Raw genomic sequence first — 12,673 nt, forward strand, 5'->3', positions numbered from 1 at the left:
TTGATCGGAGAATCCCTAAATGGTCTGGCCACCTGCCTGCGCCTGGAGAACGTGTATTGGAACATTCTGTCAGGCATTGCAAGTTCCAATGAGTGTTCTGTTAATGCGGTATTGTCCTACATTGATCGAGAGGTTCACTTACGTCATGGAGGTGTAAAAAACTTCAGCGGTCTGATTCGCGTTGTCTGTGTTGCGCATCTGCTGAAGGATGCTCACGTGGAAAATACCCACGTTTAGAGTGGTCTTCACCCTCATTCCTGCAGGCCCGCTTCGGCGTGCCTGCGTTTCCCTCGTAGCGCGACCGAGCTGGGGGCGGTCACGAACTTATCCGGCCGTGATAGGTTCGTTCGGCTGCACGGTGCCAATTAACTCTATATAATCCTCCGTCTTGCTAGCGGGCGTGACTCTGCGTGGGCCAGGGCTGGCTTTAGTCTTGTGCCGGTGCCGTGTACCACTGAGCGCAAGCCAGGAGCGAAAGCGCCACCGAATTCGAATTACGAGAAGTGAAAACACCATCATGATGCGCAGCCATTATTGCGGCCAACTGAACGAGAGTCTGGAAGGCCAGGAAATTACCCTTTGCGGATGGGTCCACCGTCGTCGTGACCACGGAGGCGTTATCTTCCTCGATATCCGCGACCGTGAAGGCATGGCTCAAGTCGTGTTCGACCCTGATCGTGCCGACAGCTTCGCCGCCGCTGACCGCGTGCGCAGCGAGTACGTGGTCAAGGTCGTGGGCAAGGTTCGCGCTCGTCCGGCAGGTGCCGTGAACGCGAATATGGCGTCGGGTGCCATCGAGGTTCTGGGTTACGAACTCGAAGTGCTGAACGAGTCCGAGACTCCGCCATTCCCGCTGAATGAATATTCCGACGTCGGCGAGGAAACACGCCTGCGTTATCGCTTTATCGACCTGCGCCGTCCGGAAATGGCCGAGAAGCTGCGTCTGCGTTCGCGCATCACCACCAGCATCCGCCGCTATCTGGATGACAACGGCTTTCTCGACGTCGAGACGCCGATCCTGACCCGCGCCACACCGGAAGGTGCTCGCGACTATCTGGTTCCAAGTCGCACACACCCGGGCAGCTTTTTCGCCCTGCCGCAGTCGCCTCAGTTGTTCAAGCAATTGCTGATGGTGGCTGGCTTTGACCGCTACTATCAGATCGCCAAGTGCTTCCGCGACGAAGACCTGCGTGCCGACCGTCAGCCGGAATTCACCCAGATCGACATCGAGACCAGTTTCCTCAATGAAGAGGACATCATCGGTCTGACCGAGAAGATGGTTCGTCAGCTGTTCAAGGAAGTGCTGGACCTGGAGTTCGGTGATTTCCCGCACATGACCTTCGAAGAAGCCATGCGCCGCTACGGCTCCGACAAGCCAGACCTGCGTAACCCGCTGGAACTGGTGGATGTTGCCGACCAGCTTACCGGCGTCGAGTTCAAGGTGTTCAGCGGTCCGGCCAACGACCCCAAGGGGCGTGTTGCCGCACTGCGTGTGCCGGGCGCTGCCAGCATGGCGCGCAGCCAGATCGACGACTACACCAAATTCGTCAGCATCTATGGTGCCAAGGGCCTGGCCTACATCAAGGTCAACGAGCGCGCGAAGGGGCCGGAAGGCTTGCAGTCGCCGATCGTCAAGTTCATCCCGGAAGACAACCTGAACGTCATCCTTGATCGCGTGGGTGCGGTCGATGGCGATATCGTTTTCTTCGGCGCGGACAAGTTCAAGATCGTCAGCGAAGCCCTTGGCGCGCTGCGCATCAAGATCGGTAACGACCTCAAGCTGCACACGTGCGAGTGGGCACCGATGTGGGTCGTCGACTTCCCGATGTTCGAAGAAAACGACGACGGCAGCTTCACAGCGTTGCACCATCCCTTCACGGCACCCAAGTGCACGCCCGAAGAACTGGAAGCCAATCCGGCGACGGCGCTGTCGCGTGCCTACGACATGGTGCTTAACGGTACCGAGCTGGGCGGCGGTTCGATTCGTATCCACCGCAAGGAAATGCAACAGGCGGTCTTCCGTCTGCTGGGTATCGCCGAAGACGAGCAGCAGGAGAAGTTCGGCTTCCTGCTCGACGCCTTGAAATACGGCGCTCCGCCGCACGGTGGTCTGGCGTTTGGTCTGGACCGTCTGGTGATGCTGATGACCGGCGCGCAATCGATTCGTGAAGTGATTGCGTTCCCGAAAACCCAGAGCGCCGCCGACGTCATGACCCAGGCGCCTGGCGTTGTCGATGCCAAAGCGTTGCGCGAGCTGCATATCCGTCTGCGCGAGCAGCCAAAGGCCGAGTGATGCCGGGCAGGGCGTATCGTCGATACGCCCTGTATCTGCCCTTATTGAGTGAAGCTTTTTGCCTCGTTGTTCAGGGCGAAAGGTGAAGGTGTTTCAAAAAGAATCTGGAGCGAAAAATGGCAGGTCATTCTAAGTGGGCGAACATCAAGCACCGCAAAGAGCGTCAGGATGCCAAGAAAGGCAAGATTTTCACCAAGTGGATTCGTGAACTGACCGTTGCTGCGCGTCAGGGCGGCGGCGATCCTGGCTCCAACCCGCGTCTGCGTTTGGCGCTGGACAAGGCGCTTGGTGCAAACATGACCCGTGACACCATTGATCGTGCGGTCGCGCGAGGCGTGGGCGCGTCCGACGGTGACGATGTCGAGGAGCTGGGTTACGAGGGCTACGGCCCGGGCGGTGTGGCAATCATGGTCGAAACCATGACTGACAACCGTAATCGTACCGCCGCGGCCGTTCGCCATGCGTTCACCAAGTGTGGCGGCAACCTCGGTACTGACGGCTCCGTGGCTTATCTGTTCGATCGCAAGGGCCAGATTTCCTTTGCTGCCGGCGTCGATGAGGATTCCCTGATCGAGGCTGCCATGGAAGCTGACGCCGATGATGTCGTGACCAACGACGATGGCTCGATCGATGTGTTTACGTCGTTCTCCGGGTTCTATGCCGTGCGTAACGCTCTTGAGGCCGCAGGTTTCAAGGCTTCCGACGCAGAAATTGTCATGTTGCCGACAACCAGCGCAGTGCTTGATCTGGAGACCGCCGAGAAGGTCCTCAAGCTGATCGACATGCTTGAAGACCTGGATGACGTGCAGAACGTCTATTCAAACGCGGAAATTCCGGACGACGTCATGGAGCAACTGGGCTGATCGCCGACAGGTAACACCGAGTCAGAAGCCGGGGGAGCGAAGCTGTGAGCATCACGCAGCTATCGGCCTCCGGCTTCTTCCTTTATGCTGCACCTATTGTTTTGCGTCACCTTCTCAAGCTGCAGGCGTTATGACTCTTATTCTTGGTATCGACCCCGGTTCTCGAATTACCGGCTATGGCGTGGTACGTGACACCGGGCGCGGTTGTGTCTACGTCGCTTCCGGGTGCATTCGTACCGGCAGTGGTGAATTGCACGAACGTTTGCAGATCGTTTATCGCGGGGTGCGTGAGGTCATAAAGACCTACGGGCCGGTGACGATGGGCATCGAAAAGGTTTTCATGGCGCGCAACGCCGATTCAGCCCTGAAGCTGGGGCAGGCCAGGGGCGCGGCCATCGTGGCGGGTGCCGAGGAGGCGCTGGAAATTGCCGAGTACACTGCCACTCAGGTCAAGCAGGCAGTAGCAGGGACTGGCGGTGCCAATAAAGAGCAGGTGATGATGATGGTCATGCATTTGCTCAAATTGACCCAGAAGCCTCAGATTGACGCGTCCGATGCCCTGGCTATCGCGCTGTGTCATGCGCACACGCGCTCCAGCCTGATTCCTCACGGGTTGAGCACCGCGCGAAGTCGCGGCGGCCGTTTGCGCCTGTGACTGCATCATGAGCACCTGTGTCTTTATGATGACTGTGTTCAATTTCTTCTTCGCGCAAGCGACAGGCAACACGAAAGGATCTGAAACGTGATTGGACGTTTACGCGGCTCTCTCGCCGAAAAACAGCCTCCGCATCTGGTGTTGGATGTTAATGGTGTCGGCTATGAGCTGGAAGTGCCGATGACGACGCTGTATCGGTTGCCGCATGTCGGCGAGACAGTGACATTGCACACCCATCTGGTGGTCCGCGAGGACGCGCATCTGTTGTATGGCTTCTATGAAAAACGCGAGCGCGAGCTGTTCCGTGAATTGATCCGACTGAACGGGGTCGGCCCCAAGCTGGCGCTGGCGTTGATGTCGGGCCTGGAGGTCGATGAGCTGGTGCGTTGCGTTCAGGCGCAGGACACATCGGCGCTGACTCGTATTCCCGGTGTAGGCAAGAAAACCGCCGAGCGTCTGCTGGTCGAGCTCAAGGATCGGTTCAAGGCCTGGGAGTCCTTGCCAGGCACCTTTACGCTGGTTTCCAATGGTCCGAATCAGGCCGAGCCTGTGGCGTCGGCCGAATCCGACGCAGTCAGCGCGCTGATTTCGCTGGGTTACAAGCCGCAGGAGGCGAGCAAGGCTGTCTCCGCCATCAAGGAAAAAGATTTGAGCAGTGCGTATCTGATTCGCCGTGCGTTGAAGGGGATGGGTTAAGTGATAGACGCCGACCGTCTGATAACCGCCGCTGGCGGCCGTGATCGTGATGAACAGATGGACCGTGCGATTCGGCCACTGAGCCTTGCGGACTACATCGGCCAGCCGACCGTACGCGAGCAGATGGAACTGTTCATCCAGGCTGCCCGTGGCCGCAATGAGGCGCTGGATCACACATTGATCTTTGGGCCGCCCGGTCTGGGCAAGACCACGCTGGCCAATATTATCGCTCAGGAAATGGGTGTCTCGATCAAGAGCACCTCCGGGCCGGTGCTCGAGCGGCCCGGTGATCTGGCCGCAATCCTGACCAACCTTGAGCCCAACGATGTGTTGTTCATCGATGAGATCCATCGTTTGTCGCCGATTGTCGAAGAAGTGTTGTATCCGGCAATGGAAGACTTCCAGCTCGACATCATGATCGGTGAGGGTCCCGCCGCGCGCTCTATCAAACTTGATCTGCCACCGTTCACGCTGGTCGGTGCGACTACGCGCGCGGGCATGCTGACCAATCCGTTACGTGATCGTTTCGGGATCGTTCAGCGGCTCGAGTTTTATAATATTGCCGACTTGTCGACGATCGTGTCGCGCTCGGCGGGTATTCTGGGGCTGGTCATCGAGCCGCAAGGCGCTTTCGAGATTGCCAGGCGCGCCCGTGGTACGCCACGGATCGCCAACCGTTTGTTGCGTCGGGTACGGGATTTCGCCGAGGTGCGCGGCAATGGGCAGATCACCCGGCAGACTGCCGACAAGGCCTTGAACCTGCTGGACGTCGACGAGCATGGCTTCGATCATCAGGACCGGCGTCTGCTGCTGACCATGATCGAGAAGTTCGATGGCGGGCCAGTCGGTGTCGACAGCCTGGCGGCGGCCATCAGCGAGGAGCGTCACACAATTGAGGATGTGCTCGAGCCCTATTTGATCCAGCAAGGCTATATCATGCGCACGCCGCGTGGACGTGTGGTCACCCGTCATGCGTACCTGCATTTCGGGCTGAATATTCCCTCCAGGATGGGGGAGATGCCGGTGGCGGACGATGTGGTCGATGATCCGGCGGATTTATAGCAATGTTTTGCAATTTATTTGCGGTCGGCGTGGTCACATTGGCAGTCCTGCCGCCGATACCGGTAATAAGTGGCAAAACGTTGAAAAACAGTTGCCTGACCCGATTGGCAACCTGAGGAGTAAGCTCTAGAGTATGCGCGCGCAAAACGGGGTTCAGTCGTTCGCACATCGCTGTCGCGTTTATTACGAGGACACCGATGCCGGCGGCATCGTCTACTACGTCAATTATCTGAAATTCATGGAGCGGGCTCGTACCGAGCGGCTGCGGGAATTGGGCTTTGCCCAATCCGAACTGGCGCAGGAAAACCTTTTATTTGTCGTGCACTCCAGTGACGCGCGTTATCACAAGCCCGCGCGGCTGGATGACGAGTTGCTTGTCAGTGCAGAAGTAACCGAATTGAACCGTGTCAGCCTGCGCTTTCAACAGCAGATCAGGCGGGCGTCGGATGCAACGCTGCTCTGTGAAGGGCAGTTCCTGGTGGCGTGTGTACGCGCCGATAGTTTTAAACCCCGGGCCATTCCCGAAGCTCTGCGAGCGGCCTTCGCCGACCAGGGCGGCGCGGGCATACATTCAGAGCAGGAGATAAAGCGTGGAAGCTAACGTCGTCGACCATTCCTCCATGTGGAGTTTGGTCAGCAATGCCAGCATTGTTGTTCAGTTGGTAATGCTGATTCTGGTGGCCGCTTCGGTCACTTCGTGGATCGTGATTTTTCAGCGCAGCAATATGCTGCGTGCAGGTCGGCGTGCACTGGACAGCTTTGAAGAGCGTTTCTGGTCGGGTATCGATCTGTCCAAGCTGTACCGTCAGGCGGGCAGCAATCCCGATCCGGACTCTGGCGTAGAGCAGATCTTTCGTGCTGGTTTCAAGGAATTCTCCCGCCTGCGTCAGCAGTCCGGTGTCGATCCCGATGCGGTCATGGAAGGTGTGGCGCGCGCCATGCGTGTAGCTATTTCCCGTGAGGAAGAAAAGCTCGAAGCAGGTCTGCCGTATCTGGCGACCGTGGGCTCCACCAGCCCGTATGTCGGTCTGTTCGGTACTGTCTGGGGGATCATGAACTCCTTCCGCGGTCTGGCAACTGCCCAGCAGGCAACGCTGGCTACCGTGGCACCGGGTATTGCCGAGGCACTGATTGCAACGGCCATCGGCCTGTTCGCAGCTATCCCGGCCGTTATTGCCTACAACCGTTTCGCCGCGCGCAGTGAGACCTTGATCAGCCGTTACTACACGTTCGCTGACGAGTTTCAGGCCATCCTGCACCGTAAAGTGCACACCAGCGAAGAGTGAGCAGGTAATTTCCCATGGCTTTAATCGCTCGAGATCGTCGCAGAAAACGCAAGCCGGTCGCCGAAATGAACGTAGTGCCCTACATCGACGTGATGCTGGTGTTGCTCGTGATTTTCATGGTGACGGCTCCCATGATCAACCAGGGCGTGAAAGTCGACTTGCCCAAGGTCTCCAGCGAGGCTTTGCCGCAAGACAACAACAATCAGGTCCTGACTATTTCGATCAAAGCTGACAAGACCTATTACTGGAACCTTGGCAGCGAAGTCGATACCGACAAACAGATGGACAAGGCAATGACCCTGCCGCAACTGACTGCCGCCGTGACCAAGATCGTCGCTGCCGGTCGTGACGCAGGCAAGCAGACGCAGGTTTTCATTCGTGGTGACAAGACCGTCGATTACGGCTCGGTCATGGGCACGATGGGCGGGCTGCAGAAGGCTGGGGTCGGGAATGTTGGCTTGATTACCGAGGCACCCTGATGCAGCCGATTCGAGAGCCGTCCGCCTCGGAAAGCTACTTCTGGCCCAGTGTCTGGGCCGTGGCATTGCATATTCTGATCTTTGGCATGCTGTTCGTCAGCTTTGCGATGACTCCGGATCTGCCCGAAGCCAAGCCTATCGTTCAGGCAACGCTCTATCAGCTCAAGTCCAAGAGCCAGGCCACTACCCAGACCAACCAGAAGATTGCCGGTGAGGCGAAGAAAACCGCTGCGCGACAAACTGAAGTCGAACAGCTGGAGCAGAAAAAGATCGAGCAGCTCAAACAGGAAGCTGTAAAAGCTGCGGAACAAAAGAAAGAAGAGGCTGCTCAAAAAGCCGAAGAGCAGAAAGCTGCCGACGAAGCCAAAAAGGCCGAACAGAAAGCAGAGGAGGCCAAAAAGGCTGACGATGCCAAGAAAGCCGATGAAGCCAAGAAGGTTTCCGACGCCAAAAAGCTTGAAGAGAAGCAGCAGGCTGATATAGCCAAGAAAAAGGCCGAAGAAGAGGCAAAAAAAAAAGCCGAGGAAGACGCCAAGAAAGCTGCCGCCGAGGAAGCCAAGAAACAGGCTGCTGATGAGGCCAAGAAAAAGGCCGCAGAAGACGCCAAGAAAAAGGCTGCCGAGGACGCGAAGAAAAAAGCTGCTGCAGATTCCGCCAAGAAGGCGCAGGAAGCAGCTCGCAAATCCGCTGAAGACAAGAAGGCGCAGGCACTGGCCGATTTGCTGTCCGATAAACCGGAACGGCAACAGGCTTTGGCTGACGAGCGGGGCGATGAAACGGCTGGCAGTTTCGATGACCTGATTCGTGTCAGGGCTTCCGAAGGCTGGAGTCGTCCACCATCGGCACGTAACAACATGTCGGTAACGTTGCAGATCGGCATGTTGCCGGACGGTACGATTGCTTCAGTATCGATTGCCAAGTCCAGTGGTGACGGGCCGTTCGACAGCTCTGCGGTTGCTGCGGTGAAGAACATTGGACGTTTGACAGAAATGCAGGGTCTGAAGCCGGCTGACTTCGCTCCCTATCGTTCATTCAAGATGACATTCACACCTGGAGATCTAGCCTTGTGATCAACCTTTTTCGAGGACTGCTGGTCGTTCTCTGTTTCGCATCCGCAATGGTGTCGGCAGAAGAAAAGAACATTCTGGTCACCAGCGGCAGTGACCGTGCAGCACCGATTGCTGTTGTGCCATTCGGATGGCAGGGCGGTAACGTACTGCCGGAAGACATGGCGGAAATCGCCAGCAACGATCTGCGCAACTCCGGCTATTACGCGCCGATTCCAAAGCAGAACATGATCAGCTTGCCGACCCAGGCCAGTGAAGTCATTTTCCGTGACTGGAAAGCGCTGGGTGCCCAGTACGTCATGGTCGGCAACATCACGCCTGCCGGCGGACGTCTGCAGATCCAGTACGCTCTGTTTAACGTAGCCACCGAGCAACAGGTTCTCACCGGTAACGTGTCGGGTACCAACGATCAACTGCGGGACATGGCGCATTACATTGCCGACCAGTCGTTCGAGAAGCTCACCGGCATCAAGGGCGCGTTTTCTACCCGCATGCTTTACGTGACGGCCGAGCGTTTCTCCGAGAACAACACGCGTTACACCTTGCAGCGTTCGGATTACGACGGTGCTCGGGCAGTAACCCTGCTGCAATCGCGTGAGCCAATCCTGTCGCCACGTTTCGCGCCGGACGGCAAGCGTATTGCCTATGTATCGTTCGAACAGAAGCGCCCGCGCATTTTTGTTCAGCACATCGATACCGGTCGCCGTGAGCAGATCACCAATTTTGAAGGCCTGAATGGCGCGCCTGCATGGTCGCCGGATGGCAGCAAGCTGGCATTCGTTCTGTCCAAGGACGGTAACCCGGAGATCTACGTAATCAATCTGGCTTCGCGCCAATTGAGCCGCGTCACCAACGATTCTTCGATTGATACTGAACCTTTCTTCGGAAAGGACGGGTCTACGCTATACTTCACGTCGGACCGTGGCGGCAAGCCACAGATCTACAAGACAAACATTAATGGCGGCGGTGCCGAACGTGTAACGTTCGTGGGTAACTACAACGCCAACCCGAAATTGTCAGCGGATGAAAAGACGCTGGTAATGATTCACCGGCAGGACGGCTTCACTAATTTCAAGGTGGCAGTGCAGGATTTGGCCCGCGGTAGCGTAAAAATTCTCACAGATAGCAACCTTGATGAGTCGCCTACTGTTGCGCCCAACGGCACCATGGTAATCTACGCCACCCGCCAGCAGGGCCGGGGAGTCTTGATGCTCGTGTCCATTAATGGACGCGTAAGGCTCCCGCTTCCTACCGCTCAAGGCGAAGTCAGAGAACCTTCCTGGTCCCCTTACCTGAACTGACGCGGCGCTACACGATTTGCTTAACACACTGGGGTTCATTAGGAGTTTCAAGATGGAAATGCTGAAGTTTGGTAAATTTGCTGCGCTGGCTCTGGCCATGGCTGTAGCTGTAGGTTGCTCTTCCAAAGGCGGCGACAATGCCGGTGCAGGCGGTGCTGTTGACCCTAACGCTGGTTACGGCACCAACACTGGTGCAGTTGACGGCTCCCTGAGCGAAGAAGCTGCTCTGCGCGCAATCACTACCTTCTACTTCGAATACGACAGTTCGGACCTGAAGCCAGAAGCCATGCGCTCCCTGGACGTGCACGCAAAAGACCTGAAAGCTAACGGCGCTCGCGTTGTTCTGGAAGGCAACACCGACGAACGTGGTACTCGCGAGTACAACATGGCACTGGGCGAGCGTCGTGCGAAAGCCGTTCAACGCTACCTGGTTCTGCAAGGTGTTTCCCCAGCTCAGCTGGAACTGGTTTCCTACGGCGAAGAGCGTCCAGTTGCTACCGGCAACGACGAGCAGTCCTGGGCTCAAAACCGTCGCGTCGAACTGCGTAAGTAATTTGACATGCGAACGTGCCGACGTGCTCTAACCGTTTTGGCCCTCGCCCTTCCGCTTTCAGCGTTGGGTGCGGCACCTGTGGTCGATAACAATTCTGGCTCTGGCAGCAGCAGTTATCCGCCAGCGGGTTATGGCACGTCCGGCGCCTATGCCGGGGGAGGGGTTACGGCCCCTGCCTCGGCACAAGGTCAGCTGTTCATGCAATTGCAGCAAATGCAGGACGAAATCGCGCGTTTGCGCGGTGTTGTTGAGGTCCAGCAGAATGATATCCAGCGCATGAAGCAGGAAGCTCTGGAGCGTTATCAGGAACTCGATCAACGCATAGCCAGTGGCGCAGCCGCTCCGGCTACCAATAATTCTCAACCTTCTGGTGGCGCTATCGACGCCAGTGGGACGCCTTCGGCCTCAGCGGCTCAGCAGGCACCGGCAGCAGGCACCGAGCCTCCTGACCCGGCGAAGGAAAAGCTTTATTACGAAGCGGCCTTTGATTTGATCAAGGCAAAGGATTTCGACAAGGCCAGTCAGGCCTTTACCGCTTTCCTGCGCAAATACCCGAACAGCTCGTACGCGGGCAACGCCCAATACTGGCTGGGTGAAGTGAATCTGGCCAAAGGTGACCTTCAGGGTGCCGGTCAGGCGTTCGCCAAGGTCAGTCAGCAGTATCCGAAGCATGCCAAGGTGCCTGACTCGCTGTACAAGCTGGCTGACGTCGAGCGTCGTCTCGGTCACACCGACAAGGTAAAAGGCATATTGCAGCAAGTAGTCGCCCAGTATCCGGGCACCTCAGCTGCACAATTGGCGCAACGAGATCTTCAGCGTCTTTGATGTTCTGACCCGCTGATCAAGAAAGCCGCGCTAGTCGCGGCTTTTTTCGTTAGAATCTCGCACCCGAAATTCCGGTACACCCTACGCTTTTCCGGATTCTGCGATTGCAGGGTCCTTTGAAGTGCCTGACGGAGGCGGACGGCCTGTTTAGCTGTTACGCCCGTGGCTGATATGCAAGACACATTACGCATCACCGAAATCTTTCACTCGTTGCAGGGTGAAACCCGTACGGCTGGCCTGCCTACCGTATTCGTCCGCCTGACCGGCTGCCCATTGCGCTGTCAGTATTGCGACAGTGCCTACGCATTCAGCGGTGGGACCATCCAGACGCTGGATGACATCGTTGGGCAAGTGGCGGCCTATCGTCCTCGCTATGTCTGTGTGACCGGCGGTGAGCCGCTCGCTCAGCCCAATGCCATCCCGTTGCTCAAGCGTCTTTGTGATGCTGGCTATGAGGTCTCACTGGAGACCAGCGGCGCGCTTGATATCTCGGCAGTCGATCCTCGTGTAAGTCGCGTTGTGGACCTCAAGACCCCTGGGTCAAAGGAAGTCTCGCGTAACCGTTACGAGAACATCGAGCTGCTGACGAGAAATGACCAGGTAAAATTCGTGATTTGCTCGCGCGAAGATTATGACTGGGCCGTCTCCAAGCTGATTCAGTACGGTCTTGAACGCCGTGCGGGCGAAGTCCTGTTCTCTGCCAGTCACCACGAGCTTAAAGGTCGTGATCTGGCGGACTGGATCGTTGCCGACAATCTGCCGGTACGGTTGCAGATGCAGTTGCATAAAATTCTTTGGGATGACGAGCCGGGGCGCTGACATGAGTGAATTGACCAATACCGAAAAAAGAGCCGTGATCCTGCTGTCCGGTGGGCTGGATTCTGCAACCGTCGTCGCCATGGCCCGCGCAGAAGGCTACGCCTGCTACACCATGAGCTTCGACTACGGCCAGCGTCATCGCGCCGAACTGGATGCCGCAGCGCGCGTTGCCCGCGATCTGGGTGCAGTCGAGCACAAGGTCATTGGCCTGAACCTCAACGGCATTGGCGGCTCGGCATTGACCGATAGCTCCATCGCCGTGCCGGAGTCGCCCTCTGAAGGCATTCCGATAACTTACGTACCGGCACGCAACACGGTGTTCCTATCATTGGCGCTGGGCTGGGCAGAGGTGCTGGGTGCACGGGATATCTTCATCGGCGTCAATGCCGTGGACTATTCAGGCTATCCCGACTGCCGTCCCGAGTTTGTCGAGTCGTTCGAGCGCATGGCCAACCTTGCGACCAAGGCTGGTGTGGAAGGGCAGGGGTTCACAATCAGAGCGCCGCTGCAGAACCTGAGCAAGTCGGACATCGTCAAGGCAGGCGCTGCTTTGGGGGTCGATTACTCACTGACGGTTTCCTGCTATCAGGCTGATGACCAGGGCCGAGCCTGTGGCAAATGCGACAGCTGTCGCCTGCGCGCCGAGGGCTTCACAGCCGCCGGCATGGCAGACCCGACACGTTATTTTTAAAGTTTTTTGAAAAAGGTGTTGAATTACTGATAAAAATCAGTAATATACGCGCCACACAACAGAGGGTCGTTAGCTCAGTTGGT

15 protein-coding genes are annotated in these 12,673 nt (G+C 57.3%); all 15 read left to right on the forward strand.

Features of this window, described 5'->3' with window-relative positions:
* Nucleotides 1–237, forward strand: a 237-nt coding sequence (locus ALO64_RS24535) for a ribbon-helix-helix domain-containing protein (protein ID WP_235805012.1), incomplete at its 5' end; no start/stop codon positions are given.
* A gap of 280 nt (nucleotides 238–517) precedes the next feature.
* Complete coding sequence (gene aspS, locus ALO64_RS17605) at nucleotides 518–2,293, forward strand: aspartate--tRNA ligase (RefSeq protein ID WP_002554661.1); 1,776 nt, start codon at nucleotides 518–520, stop codon at nucleotides 2,291–2,293.
* Between the two features lie 116 nt (nucleotides 2,294–2,409).
* A complete protein-coding gene (locus ALO64_RS17610) occupies nucleotides 2,410–3,156 on the forward strand; it encodes a YebC/PmpR family DNA-binding transcriptional regulator (protein WP_005733344.1) in 747 nt (248 codons plus the stop codon).
* A gap of 130 nt (nucleotides 3,157–3,286) precedes the next feature.
* A complete protein-coding gene (ruvC, locus tag ALO64_RS17615) occupies nucleotides 3,287–3,811 on the forward strand; it encodes a crossover junction endodeoxyribonuclease RuvC (RefSeq protein ID WP_004657902.1) in 525 nt (174 codons plus the stop codon).
* Between the two features lie 87 nt (nucleotides 3,812–3,898).
* Nucleotides 3,899–4,507: a Holliday junction branch migration protein RuvA gene (gene ruvA, locus ALO64_RS17620; RefSeq protein ID WP_044345054.1), complete on the forward strand. Its 609-nt coding sequence runs from the start codon at nucleotides 3,899–3,901 to the stop codon at nucleotides 4,505–4,507.
* Nucleotides 4,508–5,569, forward strand: coding sequence for a Holliday junction branch migration DNA helicase RuvB (ruvB, locus tag ALO64_RS17625; RefSeq protein WP_002554657.1), 1,062 nt, complete (start codon nucleotides 4,508–4,510; stop codon nucleotides 5,567–5,569).
* 133 nt (nucleotides 5,570–5,702) lie between these two features.
* Entirely contained in the window at nucleotides 5,703–6,170 is a 468-nt protein-coding gene (gene ybgC / locus ALO64_RS17630; protein WP_005733346.1) for a tol-pal system-associated acyl-CoA thioesterase, read from the forward strand.
* A complete protein-coding gene (tolQ, locus tag ALO64_RS17635) occupies nucleotides 6,160–6,855 on the forward strand; it encodes a protein TolQ (protein WP_002554655.1) in 696 nt (231 codons plus the stop codon). The genes ybgC and tolQ overlap by 11 nt, the downstream gene beginning before the upstream one ends.
* A gap of 14 nt (nucleotides 6,856–6,869) precedes the next feature.
* Nucleotides 6,870–7,334, forward strand: coding sequence for a protein TolR (gene tolR / locus ALO64_RS17640; protein ID WP_002554654.1), 465 nt, complete (start codon nucleotides 6,870–6,872; stop codon nucleotides 7,332–7,334).
* Entirely contained in the window at nucleotides 7,334–8,404 is a 1,071-nt protein-coding gene (gene tolA / locus ALO64_RS17645) for a cell envelope integrity protein TolA (protein ID WP_044345055.1), read from the forward strand. Before tolR ends, tolA begins: the two co-directional genes overlap by 1 nt.
* A 47-nt stretch (nucleotides 8,405–8,451) precedes the next feature.
* Entirely contained in the window at nucleotides 8,452–9,702 is a 1,251-nt protein-coding gene (gene tolB / locus ALO64_RS17650; protein WP_217996279.1) for a Tol-Pal system beta propeller repeat protein TolB, read from the forward strand.
* A gap of 52 nt (nucleotides 9,703–9,754) precedes the next feature.
* Entirely contained in the window at nucleotides 9,755–10,255 is a 501-nt protein-coding gene (gene pal / locus ALO64_RS17655; RefSeq protein ID WP_044345057.1) for a peptidoglycan-associated lipoprotein Pal, read from the forward strand.
* 6 nt (nucleotides 10,256–10,261) lie between these two features.
* Nucleotides 10,262–11,080, forward strand: coding sequence for a tol-pal system protein YbgF (gene ybgF / locus ALO64_RS17660; protein ID WP_054991767.1), 819 nt, complete (start codon nucleotides 10,262–10,264; stop codon nucleotides 11,078–11,080).
* Between the two features lie 171 nt (nucleotides 11,081–11,251).
* Nucleotides 11,252–11,899 carry a 7-carboxy-7-deazaguanine synthase QueE gene (queE, locus tag ALO64_RS17665; protein ID WP_002554649.1) on the forward strand — a complete coding sequence of 216 codons (648 nt, stop codon included), beginning with the start codon at nucleotides 11,252–11,254 and terminating at the stop codon, nucleotides 11,897–11,899.
* A 1-nt stretch (nucleotide 11,900) separates the two neighbouring features.
* On the forward strand, nucleotides 11,901–12,590 hold the full coding sequence (gene queC, locus ALO64_RS17670) for a 7-cyano-7-deazaguanine synthase QueC (RefSeq protein ID WP_002554648.1): 690 nt from the start codon (nucleotides 11,901–11,903) through the stop codon (nucleotides 12,588–12,590).
* The last annotated feature ends 83 nt before the right edge of the window (nucleotides 12,591–12,673 follow it).

Origin of the sequence: Pseudomonas meliae, from assembly GCF_001400515.1 — a bacterium.
Lineage (GTDB): Bacteria > Pseudomonadota > Gammaproteobacteria > Pseudomonadales > Pseudomonadaceae > Aquipseudomonas > Aquipseudomonas amygdali.

What these genes read in the sequence shown, in the direction of transcription:
- tolB (WP_217996279.1), top strand. Translation starts at nt 8,452, where the DNA reads ATGGTGTCGGCAGAAGAAAAGAACATTCTGGTCACCAGCGGCAGTGAC.
- pal (WP_044345057.1), top strand. Translation starts at nt 9,755, where the DNA reads ATGGAAATGCTGAAGTTTGGTAAATTTGCTGCGCTGGCTCTGGCCATG.
- ybgC (WP_005733346.1), top strand. Translation starts at nt 5,703, where the DNA reads ATGCGCGCGCAAAACGGGGTTCAGTCGTTCGCACATCGCTGTCGCGTT.
- ruvC (WP_004657902.1), top strand. Translation starts at nt 3,287, where the DNA reads ATGACTCTTATTCTTGGTATCGACCCCGGTTCTCGAATTACCGGCTAT.
- queE (WP_002554649.1), top strand. Translation starts at nt 11,252, where the DNA reads ATGCAAGACACATTACGCATCACCGAAATCTTTCACTCGTTGCAGGGT.
- tolA (WP_044345055.1), top strand. Translation starts at nt 7,334, where the DNA reads ATGCAGCCGATTCGAGAGCCGTCCGCCTCGGAAAGCTACTTCTGGCCC.
- ALO64_RS17610 (WP_005733344.1), top strand. Translation starts at nt 2,410, where the DNA reads ATGGCAGGTCATTCTAAGTGGGCGAACATCAAGCACCGCAAAGAGCGT.
- aspS (WP_002554661.1), top strand. Translation starts at nt 518, where the DNA reads ATGATGCGCAGCCATTATTGCGGCCAACTGAACGAGAGTCTGGAAGGC.
- tolR (WP_002554654.1), top strand. Translation starts at nt 6,870, where the DNA reads ATGGCTTTAATCGCTCGAGATCGTCGCAGAAAACGCAAGCCGGTCGCC.
- queC (WP_002554648.1), top strand. Translation starts at nt 11,901, where the DNA reads ATGAGTGAATTGACCAATACCGAAAAAAGAGCCGTGATCCTGCTGTCC.
- ybgF (WP_054991767.1), top strand. Translation starts at nt 10,262, where the DNA reads ATGCGAACGTGCCGACGTGCTCTAACCGTTTTGGCCCTCGCCCTTCCG.